The sequence below is a fragment of the Salinimicrobium aquimaris genome (genome assembly GCF_035607535.1).
Taxonomy (GTDB): Bacteria; Bacteroidota; Bacteroidia; order Flavobacteriales; family Flavobacteriaceae; genus Salinimicrobium.
In genome coordinates this window covers 97,258-122,217 of sequence record NZ_JAYDZX010000012.1, presented here as the reverse complement: position 1 = coordinate 122,217, position 24,960 = coordinate 97,258, and the positions used below count along the sequence as shown (strand labels likewise).

The 24,960-nt window shown below is 40.9% G+C and carries 27 protein-coding genes, 1 tRNA gene and 1 pseudogene; 13 read left to right on the top strand and 16 right to left on the bottom strand.

What is annotated here, in order from left to right; all coding sequences use genetic code 11:
• Positions 1-106: 106 nt before the first annotated feature.
• Positions 107-388 (top strand): annotated as a pseudogene (locus VR862_RS12175) (HU family DNA-binding protein); the annotation flags it as partial.
• A gap of 133 nt (positions 389-521) precedes the next feature.
• Entirely contained in the window at positions 522-1,082 is a 561-nt protein-coding gene (locus VR862_RS12170) for a YqgE/AlgH family protein (protein WP_324721249.1), read from the top strand.
• Here the strand turns inward: VR862_RS12170 and VR862_RS12165 are convergent.
• Together VR862_RS12165 and VR862_RS12160 are read right to left on the bottom strand one after the other, a co-directional pair.
• Complete coding sequence (locus tag VR862_RS12165; protein WP_324721248.1) at positions 1,079-1,924, bottom strand: aminotransferase class IV; 846 nt, start codon at positions 1,922-1,924, stop codon at positions 1,079-1,081. The genes VR862_RS12170 and VR862_RS12165 overlap by 4 nt on opposite strands.
• Positions 1,925-1,973: 49 nt before the next feature.
• Positions 1,974-2,360, bottom strand: a complete 387-nt coding sequence (locus tag VR862_RS12160) for an START-like domain-containing protein (protein WP_324721247.1) — start codon at positions 2,358-2,360, stop codon at positions 1,974-1,976.
• Between the two features lie 166 nt (positions 2,361-2,526).
• Here VR862_RS12160 and VR862_RS12155 point away from each other — a divergent pair.
• A tRNA-Met gene (locus VR862_RS12155) sits at positions 2,527-2,600 on the top strand.
• A gap of 67 nt (positions 2,601-2,667) precedes the next feature.
• Here VR862_RS12155 and VR862_RS12150 read toward each other — a convergent pair.
• Positions 2,668-3,726: an AI-2E family transporter gene (locus VR862_RS12150; RefSeq protein ID WP_324721246.1), complete on the bottom strand. Its 1,059-nt coding sequence runs from the start codon at positions 3,724-3,726 to the stop codon at positions 2,668-2,670.
• Positions 3,727-4,209: 483 nt separating this feature from the next.
• On the opposite strand from VR862_RS12150, the gene VR862_RS12145 reads away from it, so the two are divergent.
• Positions 4,210-4,596 (top strand): hypothetical protein, encoded by a 387-nt coding sequence (locus tag VR862_RS12145; protein WP_324721245.1) that lies wholly within the window; start codon positions 4,210-4,212, stop codon positions 4,594-4,596.
• Positions 4,597-4,620: 24 nt separating this feature from the next.
• Here VR862_RS12145 and VR862_RS12140 read toward each other — a convergent pair whose 3' ends face one another.
• Positions 4,621-4,959 (bottom strand): hypothetical protein, encoded by a 339-nt coding sequence (locus VR862_RS12140; protein ID WP_324721244.1) that lies wholly within the window; start codon positions 4,957-4,959, stop codon positions 4,621-4,623.
• 172 nt (positions 4,960-5,131) lie between these two features.
• Between VR862_RS12140 and VR862_RS12135 the strand changes: the two genes are divergently transcribed.
• The gene (locus VR862_RS12135) at positions 5,132-6,067 is read left to right on the top strand and encodes an aldo/keto reductase (RefSeq protein WP_324721243.1); all 936 of its coding nucleotides are present in this window, start codon (positions 5,132-5,134) and stop codon (positions 6,065-6,067) included.
• Between the two features lie 13 nt (positions 6,068-6,080).
• Here the strand turns inward: VR862_RS12135 and VR862_RS12130 are convergent, their stop codons facing one another.
• Entirely contained in the window at positions 6,081-6,716 is a 636-nt protein-coding gene (locus VR862_RS12130) for a hypothetical protein (RefSeq protein WP_324721242.1), read from the bottom strand.
• 87 nt (positions 6,717-6,803) lie between these two features.
• Positions 6,804-8,174, bottom strand: coding sequence for a histidine--tRNA ligase (hisS, locus tag VR862_RS12125; protein WP_324721241.1), 1,371 nt, complete (start codon positions 8,172-8,174; stop codon positions 6,804-6,806).
• A gap of 127 nt (positions 8,175-8,301) precedes the next feature.
• Between hisS and VR862_RS12120 the strand changes: the two genes are divergently transcribed.
• Positions 8,302-9,540 carry an ABC transporter permease gene (locus VR862_RS12120; protein ID WP_324721240.1) on the top strand — a complete coding sequence of 413 codons (1,239 nt, stop codon included), beginning with the start codon at positions 8,302-8,304 and terminating at the stop codon, positions 9,538-9,540.
• 128 nt (positions 9,541-9,668) lie between these two features.
• Here VR862_RS12120 and VR862_RS12115 read toward each other — a convergent pair whose 3' ends face one another.
• The 4 genes from VR862_RS12115 to rpsF all read right to left on the bottom strand — a co-directional run bounded on the left by VR862_RS12115 (position 9,669) and on the right by rpsF (position 11,416).
• Entirely contained in the window at positions 9,669-10,145 is a 477-nt protein-coding gene (locus VR862_RS12115) for a DUF6495 family protein (RefSeq protein WP_324721239.1), read from the bottom strand.
• Positions 10,146-10,315: 170 nt separating this feature from the next.
• A complete protein-coding gene (gene rplI, locus VR862_RS12110) occupies positions 10,316-10,765 on the bottom strand; it encodes a 50S ribosomal protein L9 (RefSeq protein WP_324721238.1) in 450 nt (149 codons plus the stop codon).
• Between the two features lie 12 nt (positions 10,766-10,777).
• A complete protein-coding gene (gene rpsR / locus VR862_RS12105; protein ID WP_037324607.1) occupies positions 10,778-11,074 on the bottom strand; it encodes a 30S ribosomal protein S18 in 297 nt (98 codons plus the stop codon).
• 3 nt (positions 11,075-11,077) lie between these two features.
• Positions 11,078-11,416, bottom strand: a complete 339-nt coding sequence (rpsF, locus tag VR862_RS12100) for a 30S ribosomal protein S6 (RefSeq protein ID WP_324721237.1) — start codon at positions 11,414-11,416, stop codon at positions 11,078-11,080.
• Positions 11,417-11,580: 164 nt separating this feature from the next.
• Between rpsF and VR862_RS12095 the strand changes: the two genes are divergently transcribed.
• A complete protein-coding gene (locus VR862_RS12095; protein WP_324721236.1) occupies positions 11,581-12,291 on the top strand; it encodes a LytR/AlgR family response regulator transcription factor in 711 nt (236 codons plus the stop codon).
• On the opposite strand, the gene priA is transcribed toward VR862_RS12095, so the two are convergent.
• From priA to nadC, 4 genes are all read right to left on the bottom strand, one after another.
• Complete coding sequence (gene priA / locus VR862_RS12090) at positions 12,285-14,732, bottom strand: replication restart helicase PriA (protein WP_324721235.1); 2,448 nt, start codon at positions 14,730-14,732, stop codon at positions 12,285-12,287. The two genes, VR862_RS12095 and priA, sit on opposite strands and share 7 nt — an antisense overlap.
• Positions 14,733-14,828: 96 nt before the next feature.
• Positions 14,829-15,392, bottom strand: coding sequence for a chalcone isomerase family protein (locus tag VR862_RS12085; protein ID WP_324721234.1), 564 nt, complete (start codon positions 15,390-15,392; stop codon positions 14,829-14,831).
• A gap of 26 nt (positions 15,393-15,418) precedes the next feature.
• Complete coding sequence (locus VR862_RS12080; protein ID WP_324721233.1) at positions 15,419-16,339, bottom strand: YihY/virulence factor BrkB family protein; 921 nt, start codon at positions 16,337-16,339, stop codon at positions 15,419-15,421.
• Between the two features lie 4 nt (positions 16,340-16,343).
• Positions 16,344-17,201: a carboxylating nicotinate-nucleotide diphosphorylase gene (gene nadC, locus VR862_RS12075; RefSeq protein WP_324721232.1), complete on the bottom strand. Its 858-nt coding sequence runs from the start codon at positions 17,199-17,201 to the stop codon at positions 16,344-16,346.
• A gap of 50 nt (positions 17,202-17,251) precedes the next feature.
• On the opposite strand from nadC, the gene rlmH reads away from it, so the two are divergent.
• From rlmH to VR862_RS12055, 4 genes are read left to right on the top strand one after another with little or no spacing between them, the layout of a single operon-like run.
• On the top strand, positions 17,252-17,725 hold the full coding sequence (rlmH, locus tag VR862_RS12070) for a 23S rRNA (pseudouridine(1915)-N(3))-methyltransferase RlmH (RefSeq protein ID WP_324721231.1): 474 nt from the start codon (positions 17,252-17,254) through the stop codon (positions 17,723-17,725).
• Between the two features lie 6 nt (positions 17,726-17,731).
• The gene (locus VR862_RS12065; RefSeq protein WP_324721230.1) at positions 17,732-18,313 is read left to right on the top strand and encodes a non-canonical purine NTP diphosphatase; all 582 of its coding nucleotides are present in this window, start codon (positions 17,732-17,734) and stop codon (positions 18,311-18,313) included.
• A gap of 56 nt (positions 18,314-18,369) precedes the next feature.
• On the top strand, positions 18,370-20,196 hold the full coding sequence (locus VR862_RS12060; RefSeq protein WP_324721229.1) for a DEAD/DEAH box helicase: 1,827 nt from the start codon (positions 18,370-18,372) through the stop codon (positions 20,194-20,196).
• A gap of 59 nt (positions 20,197-20,255) precedes the next feature.
• Positions 20,256-21,011 (top strand): carboxypeptidase-like regulatory domain-containing protein, encoded by a 756-nt coding sequence (locus VR862_RS12055; RefSeq protein WP_324721228.1) that lies wholly within the window; start codon positions 20,256-20,258, stop codon positions 21,009-21,011.
• 369 nt (positions 21,012-21,380) lie between these two features.
• On the opposite strand, the gene VR862_RS12050 is transcribed toward VR862_RS12055, so the two are convergent.
• Complete coding sequence (locus VR862_RS12050; protein WP_324721227.1) at positions 21,381-21,911, bottom strand: SRPBCC family protein; 531 nt, start codon at positions 21,909-21,911, stop codon at positions 21,381-21,383.
• A 35-nt stretch (positions 21,912-21,946) separates the two neighbouring features.
• A complete protein-coding gene (locus VR862_RS12045) occupies positions 21,947-22,603 on the bottom strand; it encodes a TrmH family RNA methyltransferase (RefSeq protein WP_324721226.1) in 657 nt (218 codons plus the stop codon).
• Between the two features lie 119 nt (positions 22,604-22,722).
• Between VR862_RS12045 and VR862_RS12040 the strand changes: the two genes are divergently transcribed.
• Complete coding sequence (locus tag VR862_RS12040) at positions 22,723-23,415, top strand: SIR2 family NAD-dependent protein deacylase (protein WP_324721225.1); 693 nt, start codon at positions 22,723-22,725, stop codon at positions 23,413-23,415.
• 67 nt (positions 23,416-23,482) lie between these two features.
• Entirely contained in the window at positions 23,483-24,820 is a 1,338-nt protein-coding gene (gene purB, locus VR862_RS12035) for an adenylosuccinate lyase (protein WP_324721224.1), read from the top strand.
• Positions 24,821-24,960: the final 140 nt, after the last annotated feature.

The following is a 24,960-nucleotide window of genomic DNA, read 5'->3' as shown; positions in this document are numbered from 1 at the left end:
GTTATTAACAATATCCCGCTTTTCCCTTGATATTACTTGCATGGGAAAGATTTCCATATAAATTTGTAGAGCAAATTAATAAAAGTTTAACCAACAACTATTTAAAACTCGAATTATGAACAAAACAGATTTAATCGATGCAATGGCAGAAAATGCCGGAATTTCAAAAGCAGCTGCTAAAAAGGCTTTAGAATCTTTTCTTGAGAATGTAGAAAAATCTCTTAAAAAAGGTGATCGTGTTTCTTTAGTAGGATTTGGTTCCTGGTCAGTTTCTAAAAGAGCTGCAAGAGAAGGAAGAAACCCACAAACAGGAAAAACTATCAAGATTGGAGCTAAGAATGTTGTAAAATTCAAAGCTGGTGCAGATCTTCAGAAAGCTGTGAACTAATTCTCACAAAAGCTAACAAAATACTAAACTCTCCCAATTGGGAGAGTTTTTTTGTTAAATATGTTCCAGCCACATTTGAAGCTGTTCATTATTTTTTTAGATTTAAAAGAAAGATCGTAGAAACTATTGAAGCATGACTACATTGAAACCCGCCAAAGGATTACTTCTCATTGCAGAGCCCACATTAACAGGGGATCTTTCTTTTAACCGATCGGTTGTTCTTATTGCAGACCATACCAAAAATGGCTCTGTCGGCTTTATTCTTAATAAACAGCTGGATTTCACCTTGAAGGATCTCCTGCCCGATATAAAAGGGAATTTCAAAGTGCACAACGGCGGACCTGTGGAGCAGGATAATCTCTACTTCATCCATAAAGTGCCCGATCTAATACCCGACAGTATCGAAATTGCAAGTGGGATCTACTGGGGTGGTAATTTTGAAGTAGTAAAGGGTCTTATTAATGAAGACCTGATAACAGAGAATGAGATCAAGTTCTTCCTGGGTTATTCGGGATGGGAATACGATCAACTTAACGAAGAATTAAATGCCCACTCCTGGATAGTAGCCGAAAATCCAGATCACAAGGATATCCTCAACAAGAAACCCAGAACTTTTTGGAAAGATAAAATGATGCAACTCGGCGGGAATTACGTCATCTGGTCTAACGCACCCGAAAATCCTTCTTATAACTAAGCTAAGCGGGCTAAGGTATTGAGTCTGCCGAGCAATGTCTTCGTTACTTCTGTAGTATATTCCTTTTTCCGGTATTTGCTTACCGGTTGAATTCCACTTATGACATTTGAAATAAACATCTCATCTGCCTTTTGCAGCTCAAAAGGAGAGACAGATGCTTCTTCCAGTTTATAATCTGGTAATTTCCTGATGATGTCGATCAACTTTCCCCGGGTAATACCTTTTAGACAACCATCGGTAAGGGGCGGTGTTTTGATCACATTGTCCTTAACAAGAAAGATATTGCCATTTAAAGCTTCCACTACGCTTTTTTGTTCGTTGAGAAGCAAACAATTCTGATAATCATTTTCGCTGGCATATATCCCGGCGAGCACATTTACTGCACGATTATTTGTCTTAAGGGTTGAAAGTAATCCGGCTGTGACATAATGATCTTTAAAAAGTTCCACCTCATAAAAATCTTCGTTTAATAAATAGAAGGACTCGGGTAAGGCTTCAGCAGTAACGAAATAATCAATTTCGTTAGTTTTTGGAGTATAATATCCACCTTCCTTACGGGACACAGAAAATTTCACGCGCGCCTGACTTTCAAAAAGGTCGTTTTCCCGAACAATTTCCAATATTTCAGCTTCAAGAAATTCAGGAGAGAAGCTTTGAGGAATTTGCATTCGCATGATCCTCATAGAAGCCATCAACCTAAAGTAGTGGTCTTCCCAGAAAATGATCCTGCCATCGATGACCCTCAGGGTCTCAAAAACAGCATCTCCATAGGCAAATCCGCGATTGGTAAGGTTAATCTTTGCCTCTTCTTTTGTAAATAATTTCCCGTTAATATTGATCATAAAAAAACCCGTTTAAGAACGGGCAAAGGTAAGATTTATAAAAGGTTTTTTAAACGGAACCCAGCACTTGTTTAAGGTCTGAGATCATATTTTCCCACAACATCTTTCCTTCATCTATTTCGTCTTCTTCGGCAAAATCGGTCACCATGATAGAAACATCTTTGGTAATCTCATCAACCTGAATTCGAAGTTCAAAAAAATATGGAGTATCCTCATCTGCCACCCAGCGAAATTTCACTCTTTCACCAGATTTTTTACTCAGAAGCTTTGCTTTTTCTTCACTGCCATTCCAGATGAAGGTAAACATTTCTCCACGGGAATTGACATTATCTGCGTACCATTCACTTAGTCCAGAAGGAGTTGCAATATAGTTGTAAAGCAAGGAAGGAGAAGCCTGGATTGGAAATTCCATTTCATACTTGATCTTATCGTCCATTCTTCGGTTTTGTTAGTTTCGGGCAATATAAATATTAATTATAAACCTAAAAAGAAATCAAAATAAATAATTCCCAAAAGATAGTTTGTCACAAGTCAAATTGTTTTTATATTTGCACCCGCTAAAAGGAAGCACAGGCCCTACAGGCTCTCTTCTTAAAGCAAATGGCGAGGTAGCTCAGTTGGTTAGAGCGTCGGATTCATAACCCGGAGGTCACGAGTTCAAATCTCGTTCTCGCTACAAAAAAAAGCCGGGAATTTTTTCCGGCTTTTTTTATTCTCCTTTTAGAATTTCCGGCTGATGTAATCTAATCTGAATTCTTACTGAAAAGAAATCCATAAGGCTTAAGAGGTTCTACATTTTGAAAGATCACAGTAGCCATGGCCATGACCGGAATTGCCAGCACCATTCCCGCCAGTCCCCAAACCGCTCCTCCCAGGATCACGAACAGGATCACAAAGAATGGGTGCAAGCCTACCTTATCCCCTACAATGTAAGGCTGAAGCACATAGCTTTCTAAGAATTGGGAAACTGTAAAAGTGATCACTATTCCCCACAAGACATTAATGTCACCAGAAGTGAGATACCCAAAGACCATTGCCATAGCAAAACCAATGATATTTCCTATCCATGGTATTATGGTAAGAAGGGATGCGATGACCGCCACCAGAATAAAATTTTCTACTCCCGAAAAACCCAGTCCAATGGAATACAGCACTGCAAGAATAGCCATCAGGATCAATCTTCCTACCAAGTAATCCTGCACCCTTCCTGCCGATTCCTCAAGAACTTTCCCTACTTCCTCTTTTCTTTTAGATTCAAAGAAGGAAAGCAGGAACTTCCTGAAGTGACTCCGATAGAAAAGCAGAAAAAAGGTATAGATAAATGTGAGAAGATATGCTCCCATAAGGTTCATGGAGGATCTCAAAAAAGTGAGGGCTTTTGCGGCTTCATTCACTTCATCCCCAAAGAAAGGAATAGACCCGGCCGGATAATACTCCTGCAGGGATTCCTTATTAAGAGGAGTGTGTTCAAATAAAAAGGCTTTAAAATCTTCAATTTCGGGCGCCATTGCCTCTTTAATTGCAGGCCAGTCATTAAAGAAATTCTGAATTTGCATTGAGCAGAGACTGAGAAAAAGAAGGGAGAAAATGAAAAGAAGTAAGGTGCTCAAAAAGGAGGAAAAGCCTCTACTGCTAATAAATTGCTCCATTTTTCTTGCGGCCGGTAGCACCAGCAGAGCTAATACCACAGCGAAAGCCAGGGGCGCTAAAAAAGATTTTGAAGATGACAAGCCACTAAAGAGGAAATAGGTGCCAACAATTAGAAGAAAAACTTTTACAGATAATTTAAATCCGCCGGTCATAGAGGTTGGTTTTATATTGAAATTTCGGTCACTTGCTGGTTTAATATAGCTCTTTTAATTAAACAGACGCTTCATCATTACTGCTCGTTCCCTTCAAGTCACTGCTGGTCAGCATTCCTCAGAAACATAGGTCTACGATAATTACTTGTATAAAATCTGTGCTTCAGGACAATTTCGTGAAGATGCTACCATTAATTATAGCTTATTTTAAAGCTCCAACCTGTTAAGTGAATATTATTTTCAGCCTAAGACTTTCTTAAACTCCTTGCTATCTGCCAATCTTGCCGGTAACTTTAAAAAAATTGATCTTTTTTAAGATGAAAGTGGGCCCGGGCAGAAACCATTTTTGGACGGAGAATTAACGGCAAACAAATTCTTCTCCCTGCTTCCGAAAAACGGGTAAAAAAAGTTTCAATTCAGAAAAAAAGGTGGCAGCTGTATAGTTGTTTCCTCCAATATTAATAACCAATAAAGAATAACATCATGAAGAAGACGAGGATATATCAATTTACATTAGGCATTGTACTTACCTTATTTTTTACAATGGAAAGTTCTGCCCAGAGTATTATTCAGGATGATGCGAGCAGACAGGTAGAAATGGCTGCGAAAGAAAGAGCTGAAAAATGGAATGATGAGCTGGCATTAAGAGCTAAACAAATGATCCTCCTGGAAAAGAAATTCATTGAATTTGATCTAAAAAGATTAAAAGTAATGGATGCAAATATTTCTCCGGAAGAAAAAGTGGAAAGATTGAAAAACCTGAAGATACTTGAAACAAAAGATATCCGCGACATACTCACTCAGCCACAATATGACAGATACTTACTGTTGCTGGAGAAAGAAGCTGAAGAACCCAACGCAGGACAGTAACTATCAATCGATCCTGATTTGAGCTTATAAGGAGAGTAGAAAATTTACGTAGAACAGTAGTGCTGAAAGAATAAGCACCAATGCAGATAAGAGCCTTATGAACCTGATATCCCTTTGTCGTTTTTCAGAGTTCCAGGCACCAATCTTCGTTTCGTAATTTTCAAGCTTCAGGTATTTTTGTACGCCAATCTTTTTTGCCGCCTGTCCTTTTTCTGTAAGAAAGACTCTCCCGCCTTCTATGTTGATCAAGCTGTTTTCCTGAAGGCTTTCAACATAACTTAAAGATGAATTACGGGTTACTTCCTCTACGGTCGTTCCATCTCTTAATAAACTGAAAGAATAAACATCATGATTTAAGATCATTAGCATTGAAATTTATGACGATACAAATTAGAATAATTAATTTTATCTGCAAAATCTGCTTTTCATCGAAAAAGTCACAGAAAAAGAAGATAAAATTCCTACAATAAATAAAGCTAAAAAAGAATACGAGCTTCTATTATTTATTCATTGAACTTTAAAATCAAAACACCTTATGCAAAAGAAAATATTAGGAACAACAGGGCTAACGATATCCCCCATAGTTTTTGGCGGGAATGTATTTGGCTGGACGCTTGACGAAAAAGATTCCTTTGAGATGTTAGATAAAGTCTTTGAAAGAGGATTTACTACACTTGACACAGCAGACTCTTACTCCCACTGGGCTCCCGGAAATAGCGGAGGGGAAAGCGAAACCATCATTGGAAACTGGCTGAAGAAAAGAGGAAATAGAAAAGAAATCACCATAGCCACCAAAGTGGGTTCAAACCCGGGAAAAGAAGGTAGAGATGTATCTAAAAAATATATTATAAAAGCTGCCGAAGATTCTCTGCGGCGATTACAAACAGATCACATTGATCTTTATTTCACGCACTGGGACAATGAAAATACCCCTGTAGAAGAAACTCTGGAGGCATACAGGCAACTTATGGAGCAGGGAAAAGTGCTTCATATTGGAGCTTCCAATCTCACCCCCGAAAGAATAAAAGCCTCCTTAAAAGCTGCAGAAAATTGTGACCTGCCAGCTTATGAAGTATTGCAACCGGAATACAGCCTGGTGGAGAAAGAGAAATTTGAGACGCAATACCGGCCTATAGCGAAAGAAAACAGTATGGGCGTACTCACCTACTTCTCCCTGGCAAGTGGCTTTCTCACCGGCAAATATCGAGAGCCTAAAGATATTAAGGGAGCACGCGAAGAAATGATCAGGAAATATTTCAATGAGGAAGGGTTAAGAGTACTTCAAATTCTGGACGACATTTCAGAAAAACACGAAGTCTCAAATGCAGCCGTTGCGCTGCGGTGGCTAATGCAACGCCCCGAAGTCTCCGCCCCTATCGCAAGTGCTACGAAAGAAGAACATCTTCAAGCTTTTGAAGACGCTGTCAACATGAAGCTCTCGCAGGAAGAGATGGAAAGCCTGAACCGCTAGAGCCCACTTACCTTCAGCTGATCTTTACCAGCCCATTAATGAGCTGCTGACTGGCTTCTTTATATTCCTCAACCAGATTCTGGGCTGTAAAGGTGATAAACTGTACAGTCCCTGAGGCGTCGGAGTAAAAGTATCCCGAATAAGATATCTTCATCCCGTCCATTGTGCCGTCAAGTCGCAGGTAAAGTACTTTTTGGTTATTCACCGTACGATACTCCTGTTCAACAATGCGAATATCGGGTGCTATTTGTCGGGCATTTTCTACTGCGATATTTTTCAGGGTTTCCAGTGGCACCTCAATCTTTTCGGTAATGATCACCCCATAAAGATCTTCGCCCTTTAGAACTACCTCGTATTCCGCATCTGGGTTTTCCCTGGATTCGCCGAAGGACCAAAGTTTAGGATCAAGATAAAACCCCATATCCATACGTTTACTCTTCAGGAGAAAAGATGCATTTTCGCTTCTTGTAAATTTCTCAGGATTGGTGGGTATGGTCACTGCCTCAGCATCTTCGGCGTTGACATAAGCATAAGTTCCATCACTGTATAGTAGAACTTCCTGCCCTGTATCTGTGACTGCGTGCGTCTGGGCCGTAAGAGCATAACAAAAGCCGAGACATAAAGCGGCAAAAGAAAAAAGAGTTTTCATAGTAGGTGGTTAGTTAGACCCACTAATTTAACATAAATTTAAAGCTTTGCAACAGAAAATTAAGGTTTTTCAGAGGCATGGAAAATCTTATAAGAGCTCATTCATAAGCTGCTCTATTGACACAGAAGATTGCTCCCCGCTCTTCATATTCTTCAGCGTAAATTTACCGGCCTCCATCTCTTCACCTCCTGCAAGAACCACAAAAGGAATCTCTCTTTTGTTGGCATGGTTCATTTGTTTCTTCATTTTAGCCTCTTCAGGATAGAGTTCGGCAGCAATCCCTGCATTGCGGAGTTGTTTAATTGCTTTTAGGCAGTAGAGGCTTTCCTTCTGACCGAAGTTGATGAACAGAGCTTTGACATTCCTGGCAACGGTTTCGGGAAAAAGGTCCAGTTCCTCAAGTACCAGATAGATCCTGTCCAACCCAAAAGAAATACCTACGCCACTCACGCCGCTCATTCCGAAAATGCCGGTAAGATCATCATATCTTCCACCTCCTCCAATGGAGCCCATAGCAACACCAGCGGGAGCCGACACTTCAAATATTGCCCCCGTATAATAATTGAGTCCGCGGGCAAGGGTTACATCGAGATCGAGACTAGCTGTACCAAGCTGTAAATCATTAATCGCAGTATTAATAAACTCCAGTTCCTCTATTCCTTTTTTGCCAACTTCCGAAGTCTCTAAAATGTCTTTTAGGACCTGGATCTTTTCTGAAAAAGTCCCTTTAAGATCAAATACCCGCTGAATCTTTTGAAGAGCTTCTGAAGAAATGCCTTTCTCCTGCATTTCCTTTTTCACTCCTTCCTCACCTATCTTATCTAGCTTATCAAGAGCTACAGTGAAATCAATAAGCTTATCTGATTCTCCAATGACTTCTGCAAAACCGGAAAGCACTTTCCTGTTATTGATCTTAATGGTCACCCCATTAAGGCCAAGGCTGGTAAAAACTGCATCGTACAGCTGCACGAATTCCACCTCCTGCCACAGGCTATCACTGCCTACCACATCGGCATCACATTGAAAGAACTCTCTAAAACGCCCTTTTTGAGGCCTGTCTGCCCGCCATACCGGCTGGATCTGGTAACGTTTAAACGGAAAATCAATTTCATTTCTATGCTGCACTACATACCTGGCGAAAGGCACTGTGAGGTCATAACGCAAGGCTTTTTCACTTATAGAGGGAGTGATCTTAAGGCTGTCTTTTTCATTATAAGCTTCTTCATTCGCCTTCTTCAAAAAATCACCGGAATTAAGGATCTTAAAGATAAGCCTGTCGCCCTCTTCCCCATATTTTCCCATGAGGGTATCACTGTTCTCAAAACTTGGAGTTTCTATAGGCTGAAATCCAAACTTTTCAAATTGTTCTCTGATACTTTGTATTATAAAATTCCTTTTTGCTACTTCGGAAGGAGAAAAATCCCGTGTACCTTTGGGAATGGAAGGTTTTTGCGCCATTTTTATCTTGTTCTTTAAGAAGAGCAAATATCTGAAAAATATAAGGAATGCCCGTAAACAGATTTGAAGAGAGTTTCTGTAACAAGAGCAGTTGAAATGCGTCTAACCTCTAAACTGAGAGCTTCTAATGTTTCCACTCCTTAAAGAAAATGTTCGCATTGCGTTCTTTTCAATTAAAAGTCAGGTTCTAAGAACCGTTCTAACAGTATTGATCATTGCAATCGGGATAACTGCGCTTGTGGGTATTTTAAGTGCTGTAGCAGCGCTTGAGAACACTATTACAAGTGACTTTGCCTCTATGGGGAGCAACACATTTAACCTGCAACGCTATGATTCTCAAATTAGGGTAAACGGCGGTGACAGGGATAAAGTCAATCCTATTATTACTTACAGAGAAGTAAAAGATTTCAAAGAGAAGTTCGTCTATCCACAGACAGACGTTGCTATCTCCTTTACCGGGACCTCCGGCGCCGAAATAAAATTTGAAAATGAAAAGACAGACCCTGAAGCAAGTGTTCTTGGGGTGAATGAGAATTACGTGAACAACTCGGGACTTACTGTTGAAGAAGGTAGGGATTTCAGCATTTTTGACATCGAAAACAACAATAATGTAGCTATTATTGGTGCCGATGTCAAAAACGGACTCCTCGAGGGACTGGATCCGCTGGACAAGATCATTTCCATTCGGGGTGTAAAATTCAGAATAATCGGTGTACTGGAATCCAAAGGCTCAACCTTTGGGAACAACCAGGATCTTAGAGTATTTATCCCAATCCAGGTGGCGCGCTCCATGTTCACCAATCCAAATATTAATTACAACATAAGTGTTAGGATTGAAAATCAGGAGATGTTGGAGGGAGCTCAGGATGAGGCAATCATTACCTTCCGAAACGTAAGAGGACTGAATCCAGTGGAGGAGAACAATTTTGGAATTGCTAAAAGTGATGACCTGCTCAACCGCATCTTTTCAATCACACAATACCTCAACATCGCTGCCTGGGCGATCTCTATTATTACCATTTTTGGTTCCTCTATTGCTCTCATGAACATCATGCTGGTTTCGGTTAGCGAAAGGACCCGCGAAATTGGGGTGCGCAAGGCACTAGGAGCCAAGAAGAACACCATTGCAATGCAATTCTTCATGGAAACCCTTATCATTGGTCAAATGGGTGGAATTATAGGTATTATACTTGGAATCACTATAGGACTTATAGTCTCAACCTCTGTAGGGTTTGACTTTACAACCCCATGGGTCGCAATTCTTTGGGCAACTGCAATAACTCTCATTGTCGCAATCCTTGCTGGCAGTTATCCTGCAGCCAAGGCCGCAAAACAGGATCCAATTGAATCGTTGAGATACGAGTAGTTTTGAGTTCAGAGTTCAGAGTTTGGGGTTAGGAGTTAGGAGTTAAACTTGTTATTCTCTGCCTCCTGGCAGGCGCTCGCGGAGACATTTGAACATCCTAAATTCTCTGAACTCCCAACTCTTAACTCCTAACTTAGATTAAGATGCTTCTCAAAGAAGTTGTACAATTCCCCCTTTGTGATCACTGCTCCCTGCTGTATAAGCGCAAAAATATCCTTATTCCTGTCTTCGCTGATATTCTTTGAAGATGTATACAGAGAAACCCTGTCATCCATTAAGTTTTGCTGAAGCCAGGCATAACCGTGACGGGTAGTGACATCTATAGCCTCATTTTTTACTTCTACGGCAATAAGATTTATGGTCAACTCTGTGATCTTGAAGAGGTAGATCTGGTTGGGAGAAAAATGTTCGAGATATTCTGCCTTATTGAGAACCCCTTCCCATACAAGATCACTAAAAACATCCAGCTCCTGCTCGGCCACATCAGGTTTTTTTGACTTTATTTCCTCCCACTCATCTCCTGTTATCGATTGGGCTGCAAGGAAATTTATGAACTCCTGATGCAGTTCTTCAAATTGCTCTTTTGTTAATCGGGCGTATTTCAATGTTTAAGGTTTAAGGTTTAAGGTTTTTTTCTAAAGATTAAAAGGGTTGGAGCTCTAGATCATTTATGAATTTCTTATTAAGTACTGCTAACTAGCTACTGCGCACTGCCAACTAAAATAAAAAAGCCCACTCCGTTAGAAGCAGGCTTTACATCATATTTATTCAGCAATTAAGCTTCTGCTACAACTTCGAAGTTGAAGTTAGTAACCACTTCACGGTGAAAACGCAAGGTAGCTTCGTACTGTCCTAAACGCTTGATGTTACCACCTGCGATAGAGATATACTTCTTGTCAATCTCTACACCTTCTTTTGAAAGTGCTTCAGAAAGATCGGCATCGGTTACAGATCCATAGATCTTATCACCGGCACCTGCTTTTGCAGTAAGTTTAATTTCCAGCCCTTGAAGTTTTGCAGCCTGAGCTTTTGCCTCTTCAATTTGCTTTTTCTCTTTATAAGAACGCTGCTTAAGAGTCTCTTCCAAAACTTTTCTAGCAGAAGGGGTTGCCAACACAGCAGCACCTTGAGGAATAAGAAAGTTTCTGCCGTATCCTGGTTTTACAGTAACAACGTCATCTTTAAATCCTAAATTCTCTACGTCTTTCTTTAATATCAGTTCCATAATAGCCCCTTTTTATTTTAGTAAATCGCCAACATAAGGCATTAATGCTAAGTGACGTGCACGCTTAACGGCTACAGCCACTTTTCTCTGATATTTCAAAGAAGTCCCGGTCAAACGACGTGGCAAAAGTTTCCCCTGCTCGTTCACGAAGCTCATTAAGAAATCAGGATCTTTGTAATCAATATACTTGATCCCCGATCTTTTAAAACGACAATATTTCTTTGTCTTGCTAGTTTCAATATTAAGAGGAGTAAGATATCTTATCTCTCCGTCTTTCTTTCCTTTAGCTTGTTGTTCAATTGATGACATACCTTACGCTTTTTCTTTGTTTCTGTTTCTTCTCTTTTCAGCCCAGGCCACAGCATGCTTATCCAACTTCACAGTTAGGTAACGCATCATACGCTCATCTCTTCTGAATTCTACTTCAAGAGGGTTGATAACTTCACCTGGAGCAGTGAATTCAAATAAGTGATAAAAACCACTCTTCTTGTGCTGAATTGGATAAGCTAATTTTTTTAGCCCCCAGTTCTCTTTTGATATCATCTCGGCACCGTTAGAAACAAGAAAATCTTCGTATTTCTTAACTGTTTCCTTTATCTGGTCATCAGATAAAACGGGATTCAAGATGAAAACAGTTTCATAATGATTCATAAAAATTTTACTTTAAATTAAATTGGCTGCAAAAGTAACATTATTCTTTAATATTACAAAGCAGAAGTTAACTAGGTAAACTGCTTCTTTAATCGATGAAATCCAATTTTTACTTTTTTTTATAATTTATTTTAGCTATTATTGCTAGTGCTAACCTTTTTATCGTGGAAGAAGTAATACTTAAATGTGCTGTCGTTGATGATTCAAGTTTGCAAAGACTTTCTATTGTAAAACTCATCAAAGATCACCCTAACCTTAAGCTGGTGGCGGAATACAACAATGCCATTGAGACCAAGAACGGTTTACTGGATACAGAAGTAGACCTCATATTCCTCGATATAGAAATGCCTATCTTATCTGGTTTTGACCTGCTGGATGACCTACCTAATAAACCACAGATCATCTTTGTTACCGGAAAGACAAAATATGCTTTCAAAGCCTTCGACTACGACGCAGTAGATTACCTACATAAGCCTATTTCAAAAGAACGCTTTCTTAATGCTGTTTCTAAAGCGATCAACCTTTACAGGCTTAAACATGAAGGAGCACCGCCAGAAGATGATAACTACATCTTTGTAAAGAGCAACCTGAAGAATCGTAAGGTTTTTCTGAATAAGCTCAAGTACATCGAAGCATTGGGTGACTATGTTAAATTTGTGACCGAGAAAGATAATTTTGTAGTACTGGCGACCATGAAGTCATTTGAAAGTCAGTTACCTTCCAATAAATTCCTTAGGATCCATAAGTCTTACATTGTAAATCTCGACAAAATTGAACGCTACAACAGCCGGAATATTGAGATTGACAAGCAACAGATCCCATTGAGCAGGCACAAGAAATCAAATCTTATTGAGGCCCTTGCTGCCAATCAATAAGGATCCACATTTATTACTGTTTTTACTCCCCTGTAAGCCCCTATTGCTTTAAAGCTCTGGAGCACCCGACCTAAAAGATCTTTTGTTTTTGACAGGGACTGCCGCTGCGGAATTTTTATCAGGATGTTCTTGTAATACTCATTCCGGATCCTCGCCACCGGCGGAAATTCGGGACCCAGCACATTCTCCCTGAAGGTGTTCTTCAAAGAAGTCGCCAGCCAGTCGGCACCCTCGTTGACTCTCGAATAATCCCTTCCTTTTAAGCTGATCCTGATAAGCCTGTAGAATGGCGGATACTTATAGTTGCGGCGATCCTCCAATTGCTCTTTGTACATTTCCAGATAACTATTCGTGGAAACCTGCTGTACTATCTGGTGGTGAGGATTATAGGTCTGGATGAGCACCAGCCCTCTTTTTTGAGTCCGACCTGCCCTGCCGGCAACCTGCAACATCAACTGGAAGCTACGTTCGTGTGCTCTAAAATCGGGAAAGTTGAGAAGCGTATCCGCATTCATAATCCCTACCAGCCGTACATTCCTAAAATCCAATCCCTTTGTAACCATCTGTGTTCCTACCAGAATGTGCACTTCACCCGACTCAAATGCTTCAATGATCTTTTCATAACCATACTTTCCACGGGTAGTATCCTGGTCCATTCTCCCTATTTTATGATTGGGAAAAAGAGCTTTCAATTCCGTTTCCACCTGTTCTGTCCCAAAACCTTTAGTGGAAAGCTCATCACTACCGCAAGCCATACATTTTTGTTGCATCGCCATGTGGTAGCCGCAATAATGACAGCGCAGCTGATTGTTATGACTGTGGTAAGTTAGACTAACATCACAGTTAGGACATTGAGGGGAGTGTCCGCAGGTATTGCATTCCAGAATAGGACTAAAACCTCGCCGGTTCTGAAAAAGAATTACCTGCTCATTATTATCAAGCGTTTCCCTGATCTCCTCCAGCAACCTATCGGAAAAGTGGCCGGTCATGCGCTTTTTCCGGTGTTTTTCCTTAATGTCTACAATTTGAATTTCCGGTAACAGCACATTTCCAAAACGACGGTCCAGGTTCACCAGGGTGTATTTCGAATGATCGGCATTAAAGTAAGATTCCAAAGAAGGAGTCGCCGAGCCCAGCAGCACTTTTGCCTTCTGCATTTTCCCCAAAACAACTGCCACATCACGGGCATGATATCTTGGTGCAGGATCATATTGTTTAAAAGTGGATTCGTGCTCCTCATCTACTATGATAAGCCCCAGATCATGAAATGGAAGGAAAATACTGGAGCGTACCCCTATGACTATTCTGGCATTTTCTGAATTCCGAAGTACATTTTGATATACCTCAACCCTTTCATTAACTGAATATTTACTGTGGTAAATAAGCACCTTTTGTCCAAAGTAATTCTGAAGCCGCGCTATAAGTTGAGCGGTGAGTGCGATCTCCGGCAGCAGGTACAACACCTGTTTTCCCTTGGAAATAGCCTCCTCTATAAGCTCCACATAAATTTCAGTCTTGCCCGAAGAGGTGATCCCGTGGAGCAGGCAAACATCCTGAGTTTTAAAAGCATTATGGATCTCCTGTAAAGCAGTTCTTTGATGCTCATTAAGCTCCACCCTTCCGGTTACCTCCTCCAGGTCCCGGTTAAATCGTGACGTTTCAACTTTTAATTCCGTCAGAATTCCTTTTTCTATAAGAGCTTTAATCACAGCTGCGGAAGCACCACTTTTTTTTGCAAGTTCAGAAATCTTCACCTTTCCCTTTGCTGACATTCCAAAAAGGGTAAAAATCACCTCCCTTTGTTTTGGTGCCCGGCCGAGTTCATCCAGCAACTCATGCATTGCAGTTTCTTCTGAAAACCTTTCATGCAGCTTTACATATCTTTCTACCTTCGGCTTGTACTGCTCATAGATCTCCTGGTTTACAACCACCACCTTTTTCTCTACCAGAGAATTTATCACCGGAAGTACAGTCTTCTTATCCAGAAGCTGAACGATCTCGTTGATCTTCATAGAAGATTGCCTCTGTAAGGCTTCAAAAAGGAGAAATTCATCATCTGTCAGATCTTCATCGCGTACCTCAGCTCCTTTTAAAAGCTGAACTATTGTTTCACTCTCGAGTAGGAAAGCGCTTGGTATGGCTGCCCGCAGCACCTCTCCTTCTGTACACATATAATAGGAAGCTATCCACCGCCACAACTTCAGCTGACCTTCAGTTACAACCGGATTTTTATCCAGGATCTGCTCAATAGGCTTGGCTTCATAGATAACAGGGTCCTCCTGATGCACTTCAGCAACTATTCCCGTATAGATCTTTGATTTTCCGAAGGGAACCGCAACCCTCATTCCGGGTCTAAGGAATTGAGCCTCATCACGACTCACGCTGTACGTGAAATGTTTCTCCAGTGGAAGCGGCAGAATAACATTGATGAAAAATGGCATTTTAGAGGCTGGGTTTGAGACAAAAATAAGAGGATTTACTGCAAAAAAATAAACCATCCTAAAAAGAATGGTTTATTAAATGTTTTGATCTAGAAACTAGTTTGCGGCTAAAAGATCGTCCTTTAGACCATCATCTGCCGGCCTGTTGGAAAGCCAGATCCCAAAAAGAGCCTTTTTGAACTCCTTTCCTTTCACGACTCCTTTTTCCTTACCATTCTTGTAAGCCACAACCCCTTTTCCGGGAATATAGACCAGGTCAAAAATGTCATTTTTGGTAATATCTTCTTTAAAGAAACCAAGGATGGTGTTGATCTCATTTTGAATAGGAGCTGTATTTCCATTTGTGGATTTCTCAAAACCTTCAGTCACAGCCTCTACCATTTTATCACTACTAATAAGCTTAGAAACAATGTGCAGTTTTATAGCCATAGGTTTATCCGAATTCAGGATCTCCTGGGCATTCTTATTTTTTTGATCCAGGTAAAGTCCGGCAGCATAGAGATCGATCCACAATTTCTCCCTTACTCCGGCACCGTTAAGCTGCAGGGTATGTTCCTGGAATTTTTGAGTAGCAGGAAGCACCACGCCTCCAACCTTCTTTTGAGCTACCGCAGTTGACGATACCACAACAGCCATAAATAACATTAGCAGGTTCTTCATAATTTGTGTTTAAATTTAAGTTTAAATTATTTTCTTCTAAGCTTCATCAAGGAAGCGTTTAATTCAAAACCGAGCAGCAATATATTGGAATTTATCCAGATGTAGAACATCAATATCAACAATGCCCCAATTGAACCATATAGCTCGTTATAAGATGAAAAATTTTCAATATATAATCCAAATAAATAAGTATTCAACAAAATAAAGATCGTACAAAAAACAGATCCAATTGAAAAGAAGCGGCTAAGCCTGCTCTCCTTGGTTCCAAAATAATATAAGGTAGCGACGGCCAGATAGATCATTGCAGTAAATATCACATACCTTCCAATATTTGCCCATACTACTGCATCATTTACTACCTGCAGCATTTTGAGATCTTCGGTAAGATAGGTGAGATATACCCACACTACAACAGTTATAAGCAATAACAACGCCAGAATTAACGAAACCCCCACAGCAATTATGTATTGCCTTATTATTGAACGGTTCTTTTTGGTGTGATAGGAGAATTCAAAGCCCGTAAAGACAGCATTGACACCGTTTGCCATTAGAAAAATAGACAACAGGAACACGATTGAAAGAAGACCTCCTCGTTTTCTTGCCGCTATATCGTAGAAAATATCGTTGAAAAATTCGCTTGTCTCAGGTGGCAACAGGGAGTCAATGAATGCAAGGAACTCCAACTGAAAATCGTCGATAAAATTGATAAAAGGAATAAGGTTAAGGATGAACAGCAAGAAAGGAAATAGCGCCATGAAAAAGCTGAAAGAGATGGCGCTGGCCCTTGCTGAAAATGTTCCTTTGACGAGCCCGGCGTAAAATATAATGTACAGGTCAAAAAGAGAAAGTCCTTCCAGCCCGGGAAGAATGATCTTTTTTGCCCGGCTGGCCCACCAATAGGTGAATCCTTCTTTTTTCTTTGTACTTGTTGTTTCGCCGTTGCTCATTCAATTACACAGCCTTTAAGCTGAGATCGAGATTGTGTACCGAGTGAGTTAATGCACCGCTGGAAATAAAATCTACTCCACAATCTGCGTATTTTCTTGCAGTTTCGAGGGTAATACCACCACTGGATTCGGTTTCACATCGGCCATTGATAAGAGCGACTGCCTCCCGGGTCTCATCATAATTAAAGTTGTCCAGTAAAATCCTGTCCACTCCCCCTGCTTTTAAAATTTGCTGGATCTCGTTAATGTTTCTGGCTTCGACGATGATCTTCAGGTTCAGGTTTTTATCTGCGAGATATTTTCTGGTTTTGGCAATAGCTGTTTCTATACCTCCGGCAAAATCGATGTGATTGTCTTTGAGCATGATCATGTCGTAAAGAGCAAATCTGTGATTTTCTCCCCCGCCTATTTTAACGGCCCATTTCTCTAATGCTCTAATCCCGGGCGTTGTTTTCCGGGTGTCGAGAATTTTCGTGTCGGTACCTTCCAGTCTATCTGCAAAAGTGCGGGTTTTGGTGGCAATGGCACTCATTCTCTGCATGGCATTGAGCACGAGGCGTTCGGCTTTAAGAATGGATTGCGAAGCTCCCTCAACATAGAAAACTATATCTCTCGGCTTGATTCGGCTGCCATCCGGGATCAAAACTTCCACTTTCATTTCTGGATCCACCTTTTCAAAAACACGCTTAGCAAAATCCACACCCGCAACAATTCCGGTATCTTTCACGAGAAGTTTTGCTTTTCCCCGTGCTTCTACAGGAATACACGCCAGGGAACTATGATCTCCCTCACCTACGTCCTCCCTTAACGCATTTTCAATAATTATTTCAATTTCCTTTTCAAATTGTTCTTTTGAAATCATTGCAGTGCCTATTTTTGCTAAAGTTACAAAGTAAACACTTAAATTTCATCATGACCATAAAATTGCTGACTATAGGAAAGACCGATGATCCTGCCCTGCAAAAACTCATCGATACCTATGTCAACAGATTGGGGCACTACAACAAATTTGAATTCGAGATCATCCCCGATCTTAAAAAGACGAAAAACCTCTCTGTTGACCAGCAAAAATCTGCCGAAGGAAAATTGATCCTCGAAAAGCTCAGTGCTTCAGATTTTGTAGTTCTGCTGGATGAAAACGGAAAACAGTTCTCTTCTGAAGGCTTTTCAGAATACATTCAGAAGCGTTTGAACAGCGGCATGAAGCAGCTCATCTTCATCATTGGCGGCCCCTATGGTTTTTCAGAAGAAATCTATTCCAGAGCTGACGGAAAGTTATCCCTGTCAAAAATGACATTTTCACACCAAATGGTTCGGCTGTTCTTTGTGGAACAACTATACCGGGCTTTCACCATTCTGCGGAATGAACCTTATCATCACAAATAAAATTCAATGAAGCTAGTATTTGCTACCAACAATAAGAACAAGATCAAAGAAGTGCAGGCATTGATGCCGGAAGGGGTCCAGCTCCTTTCCCTGGAAGAAATAGGCTGCAACGAAGATATTCCTGAAACCTCACCAACTATAGAAGGAAATGCAATTCAAAAGGCTGAATATGTAAAGGAAAAGTACGGCTATGATTGCTTCGCCGATGATACCGGACTCGAAGTTGAGGCTTTAGACGGCGCTCCCGGTGTTTATTCGGCCAGGTATGCCGGGGAAGAGAAAAGCAGCGAAGCCAATATTGAAAAACTCTTAAAGGAACTTCAGGAAAAAGAAGACCGCAGCGCCCGCTTTAAAACTGTCATTGCCCTTTATCTGAATGACGAACTTCACACCTTCACCGGAATTTGTTCCGGAAAGATCATTTTTGAGAGGAAAGGATTACAGGGATTTGGCTATGATCCTGTGTTTCAACCAGAAGGAAAATCGGCGACATTTGCCGAAATGAGCCTGCAGGAAAAATCCCAAATAAGTCACCGTGCCCGCGCAACCTGCAAATTGATTGACTTTTTAGCCACTTTTGAGGGGTAAATATAAATGTAATAAGCTGCTAACTAATCCTTACCTTTGCCGCTTATTAGATATGTATGAATAAATTTGAACAATTAGGATTGAATGATGCCCTGTTACAGGCAATTAATGACATGGGATTTGAAAGCCCAAGTGAAGTACAGGAAAAAGCAATCCCAATTTTACTGCAGGAGGACACAGATATGGTGGCCCTTGCACAAACCGGAACCGGAAAGACCGCAGCATTTGGTTTTCCACTAATCCAAAAGATTGATGTAAACAGCAGAAAGACTCAGGGCCTTATTCTTTCTCCAACCCGTGAGTTGTGTTTGCAAATTACCAACGAATTAAAGAATTACTCTAAATATTTTAAAGGCCTTAACACCGTAGCTATTTACGGTGGTGCCAGTATTACAGATCAAGCTTCCCAAATCAAGAAAGGAGCACAGATCATTGTTGCCACTCCCGGCCGTATGCAGGATATGGTCAACAGAAGACTTGTAGATATTTCGGCCATTGAATATTGCATTCTTGATGAGGCAGATGAAATGTTGAACATGGGATTCTATGAGGATATTACCGAGATCCTTTCCCACACTCCTTCCGAAAAGAGCACCTGGTTGTTCTCGGCTACCATGCCTAAGGAAGTTTCAACCATTGCTAAGAAATTCATGCGTACCCCTGTGGAGATCACGGTGGGCACAAAGAACATGGGAACATCGAATGTTTCGCATGAATATTATGTAGTTAATGCCCGAGACCGTTATTCAGCCCTAAAAAGACTGGCAGATGCAAACCCCGATATTTTTTCGGTGATCTTCTGTCGTACCAAACGCGATACCCAAAAAGTTGCAGAACAGTTGATCGAGGACGGCTACAACGCTGCTGCCCTTCACGGAGACCTTAGTCAAAATCAACGTGACTTAGTAATGAAAAGCTTTAGGGCCAGACAGATCCAGATGCTGGTAGCTACAGATGTTGCTGCCCGTGGTATCGATGTTGATGATATCACGCACGTGATCAACTACCAGCTCCCAGATGAAATTGAAACTTATACGCACCGTAGTGGCCGTACCGGAAGAGCCGGAAAAAGCGGAGTTTCTATGGTAATTGTTTCCAAAAGTGAGGTGCGCAAGATCAAGAATATCGAGCGTATCATTGGACAAAGTTTCGAGAGAAAAGATATTCCTGATGGCAGGGAGATCTGTGAAGTTCAGCTTTTTCACCTAGCGAGTGAAATAAGCAAGACAGAGATCAACCACGAGATCGACAAGTATCTTCCAAGTATTTCTGAACTTTTTGAAGGTCTTTCCAAAGAAGAGCTCCTTAAAAAATTCTTTTCTGTTGAATTTACCAGATTCTTCAACTACTATAAAAATGCACAGGATCTAAATGCAAAAGGATCAAATGAAGTTTTTGAAGTTGATGGAGACAGCACCAGGTTCTTTATCAATGTAGGTGCAAAAGACGATTTCGACTGGATGAGTCTGAAGGATTTCCTGAAGGCAACTTTAGATCTGGGAAGAGACGACGTAAATCGCGTAGAAGTAAAAGACAGCTTTTCCTTCTTTAATGTTGACAGCTCAAAAGCCGAAGAGGTTCTGAGAATCTTTCAGGATTTCAAACACCAGGGACGCCATATCAATGTGGAGATTACCAAGAAAAGCGCAGGCAAGGAACGCAGCGGCGGAAGAAAAGGTGGTTTTAAAGGCAAAGATAAAGGTGGTCGAAGTTTTGACAAACCCAAAGGGGCAGATAAAGGCCGCAGAAGGTCTGCTGATGCGCCTTCAGGAGGACGAAGAAGATCATCTGATGCAGGAACCGGCGGACGCAAGGGAAAGAAGAGCGGTGGCCGCAGCAGCAGCATTGAAAGTTCAATTAAAAGAAGAAGGTCAAAAAAATAAGATTTTTTGATGTTTTTGGTATAGTTTTCCCGAAGGAAAAGAGAAGCTTAAAATATAAAATGAAAAAAGTTTTTATCCCCCTGTTCCTATTGTTGGGTTTAATGGCTTTTGGCCAGGAGGCTACTGTGGTTACAGGGAAAGTTCTTAACGCTGCTAATGATGTACCTATTGAAAATGCACATATTGTGAACCTCAATCAGGTAATTGGTGCTGTTTCGGGAGAAGTAGGAAAATTTGAAATAAAAGCCGAGGTGAATGATACGTTGTATTTTTCTTATCTCGGGTTCAAATCAATTCGGGTACGGGTTACCAATGACTGGCTTAAATATGGGGAGGTAAAAGTCAAAATGACCGAACTGGGTATAGCCCTTGAAGAAGTGGTGGTAAGCCCAATACAGCTGACCGGTTACCTGGAGATCGACGCCAAGAATATACCTATTTACGAAAATTACCGCTACAGTATTTCCGGACTTAACCAGGGATATGAAGGTGGTGAGTACAGTCCAAATGCAGTTTCAAGAGTTTTAGGTGCTGTTTTTAATCCCGCAGATGCTCTTTACAACATATTTGGTCAACAGCCAAAGCAAATGAAGAAGCTAAGGGAAATGAAACAGGATGATGAAATAAGGAATCTTTTACAAAGCAAATTTGACCGGCAAACTCTAATGGCTGTTCTGGGAATTAACAGGATGGATATTGATGAAGTGCTGCGGCGGTGCAATTATTCGACCGACTTTATAAATTCTGCCAACGATCTTCAGATCCTGGATGCCATGAGCGGCTGTTATGAGGAGTATAAAGTGCTGAACAGATAAAGAAAGTAGATAAGAATATGAGGTGCGTAAAATGACATTTTACGCACCTTTTTTTTGCTCAAGATCTTCCTCTAATTAAGCCCTATTTTCATTAAAAACAAATGCTCTTTCTTTGAGTAGTGCCAGGGCTGGTATTTGGAATTTGGTTCTTGAATTTTAGAATTTCGCACCTGAAATTTGGTGCTTAAAAATTGCTTGGAAATTGGTGCTTAGAATTTAGAATTTGGAATTTGGTGCTTGAAATTTGGTGCTTTGAATTTGGTGCTTTGAATTTGGTGCTTGAAATTTGGTGCTTTGAATTTGAAATTTGGTGCTTGGAATCTACTATTTGGTATTTGGTGCTTGGAATTTGGAAATCTTTAATTCGTTCTACTTATTTCTCTCCAAATGAGTTTTCAAATTATATAATCCGGCTTCAAAGTCTTTACCTAAAGCACGTTCCATCCCATAGAATAGCATTACCACAGAAGCAGGGAATTTATGAGAGCCTTTAACACCCCAAACCATTTTAGTACGATCCGGCTCCACTTCTTTTACCGCCATGTAATTCAATGAAAGAGATTTGTAAGGTTTGATGAACAACAATTGGGTTTCAAAGACTTTCCCTTCCTTCACCTTTACTATCTTTTGTATGCCTTCAATATTGTTACTTCCTTTCCAGTAAGACGCTGCCCCTACTTTTCCATCTTCACCTTTGAACCTTATCACCACTTTGGGATCATTTATAAACCAGGGCATCCATAACGGTTGTTTTTTGAGTTGTCTTATAAACGCATACACTTCGGCCTTTGGCCTGTTGATCACAACCGTACGGCTAAGATTGTACTCCTTCTTTGCCCAGGCGTGCAGGAACGCGATGAAGGTAATAATGCCAATAACAACATAAAAGAAAAGAGTCATGTTATTCAATTAGGGGGACCTAAATGTAAATAATTTTATCGTGATGCCTCAAAGCGGGCTATAATTTCGGCGGAATTTTTCAAATTCTTTTTTGCCCAGGCGATTCGCTTAAGGATTTGTTCTTCTGCTGAAAGTCTCCATGGCAGGTCACTTTTTCTGAGTCTTGAGGTAACATCCTGAAGAATAATTGCCGCCGAAACGGAAATATTCAGGCTCTCTGTAAATCCCACCATGGGGATCTGCAAAAATTCATCTGCCTCCTGCATCACCTCTTCAGATAATCCATCGGTCTCAGTTCCAAAGAAAAAAGCTGCTTTTTCAGAAATATCAAAATCCTGAAGCATAGTTCCCTTATGAGGTGAGGTAGCTACTATCCTATAACCTTGCTTCCGAAGTGCAGAAATCGCATCACCCGTTGATGTATAACGATTGATATCCACCCATTTCTGTGCCCCCATCGCAATCTCCCTATCAATTTTCTTAACATTCACTTCTTCTACCACATGAACATCCTGGATCCCAAAAACGTCACAACTGCGAATCACCGCACTGGTATTGTGAAGCTGATAAACATCCTGGGTAGCAACAGTAAAAAAATTAGTGCGCCGGGCGATCACCTCCTTAAAAAGTTCCTTTCTCCTGTCGCTTAAAAAAGTTTCCAGGTAATCCAGCAATTCAAGCTTCTCTTTCATGACAGCGAAATTAGGAAATCCTCTTCGATTTTGTCCTTTTTGAGACCTCAGGAAATCCACTCGTGTATTATGAATTCTGAAGAAATCTCTTTAAATTTTCAGAAGAAATTACACCTAAAATGAAAAAAGTAGTAGTACTCACGGGAGCAGGTATAAGTGCCGAAAGCGGATTAAGCACCTTTAGGGATGCCGACGGACTCTGGGAGGGTCACGATGTAATGCAGGTGGCTTCTCCTATTGGTTGGGAACAGAACCGGGAGCTGGTGCTTGATTTCTACAACCAAAGAAGACGGCAATTAAAGGAAGTTGAACCAAATCCTGCTCATAAAGCTCTGAAGGAACTTGAAAAGGAATATGAGGTACATATCATTACCCAAAATGTCGATGACCTGCATGAGCGTGCAGGGAGCAAGAACGTTCTTCATTTGCACGGAGAACTAAGAAAAGTACGCAGCACTTTCGACGAGAATCTTGTACTGGACTGGGAAGACGATCTCAATGAGGGAGATTTCTGTGAACACAATCACCAGTTGAGGCCGCATGTAGTGTGGTTTGGAGAGGGAGTTCCCATGATGGAACCGGCCATGGAGATCACACAGCAGGCAGACATTCTAATGATCGTGGGAACTTCTATGCAGGTGTATCCTGCAGCCGGTCTACTTTATTATGCACCCGAAGATATACCGGTTTATTTTATCGATCCAAAACCATCTGCCAAAGAAACCAGAAAGTTAAAGGTCTTTGCCGAAAAAGCATCTACGGGAGTCCCCAGAATTGTAAAGGAGCTGTTGGAAGATGCCCGGAAAAACTAAAGAATATTTACTTTTCAGGGTTTGGGCGTAAACTGTATCTTTAGCCTTTAATTTTTAACAGACTTTCATGAGCTCTCTTAAGGCCATATCTCCAATCGATGGCAGGTACTTTTCCAAGACGCAACAACTGGTAGATTACTTTAGTGAACAGGCACTTATAAAATATAGGGTACGTGTAGAAATAGAATATTTCATCTCTCTTGCAGAACACGGTTTACCTCAACTACAGGCTATTTCTGAATCCATCTTTACAGATCTTCGCAAGATCTACAAAAACTTTTCCCATGAAGATGCCCTGGAAATAAAAGAAATCGAAAAAACTACAAATCATGATGTAAAGGCCGTTGAATATTTTATCAAAGATAAATTTGATAAGCTTCAACTTTCGGAGCACAAGGAGTTTATTCATTTCGGCCTTACCTCCCAGGATATAAATAACACTGCAGTCCCTTTGAGTATAAAGGAAGCTTTGGAAAATGTTTATCACCCGCAACTCGATGCTCTTGTGGAAAAATTGGAGCAATTGGCTGCAGATTGGAAAGAAATTCCAATGCTGGCCAGAACTCATGGTCAGCCGGCCTCTCCTACCCGGTTGGGAAAAGAGATCAAGGTTTTCGTGGTGAGATTGAAAGAACAGATCAAGTTCCTTCAGGACATTCCTAACGCAGCTAAATTTGGCGGCGCTACGGGAAACTTCAATGCTCATAAAGTGGCCTATCCGGAGGTTAACTGGAAAAGCTTCGGAAAAGACTTTGTTGAAGGTTCCCTCGGTCTTCACCATTCCTTCCCAACAACTCAAATAGAACATTACGATCATATGGCATCACTATTTGATGCCCTTAAGAGGATAAACACAATTATTCTCGACCTTGACAGGGATATTTGGTCTTATGTTTCCATGGACTATTTCAAACAGAAGATTAAGAAGGGAGAAGTGGGATCTTCGGCCATGCCACACAAGGTAAATCCGATTGATTTTGAAAACAGTGAAGGAAACCTGGGTATTGCAAATGCCCTTTTTGAGCATTTATCAGCAAAACTTCCGGTGAGTCGTTTACAACGTGACCTTACCGACAGTACTGTGCTGCGTACCATTGGAGTTCCCTTTGGCCACACGCTCATAGGTTTCTCCTCAACGCTAAAAGGCCTTAATAAATTGCTGCTGAATGAAGCCAAACTTGATGAAGACCTTGAGAAGAACTGGGCCGTAGTAGCCGAGGCTATTCAAACGATCCTGAGAAGGGAAGGCTATCCAAATCCTTATGAAGCCCTCAAAGGTCTCACCAGAACAAACGAAAAAATCGACAGGAACAGCATTGGAGAATTCATTAAACAACTCGATGTTTCACAAGAAATTAAAAAAGAACTCCTCCAGATCACCCCTCAAAATTATACGGGAATTTGAAGGAGTGATCAGTGGTCGGTGGTCAGTGGTCAGTGGTCGGTGGTCAGTGATCAGTGGTCATGGGTCAGTGGTCAGTGATCGGTGTTCGGTGGTCAGATCAAAAATTGGATGTTACCACAGATTTTGAATCCTGAACCTTG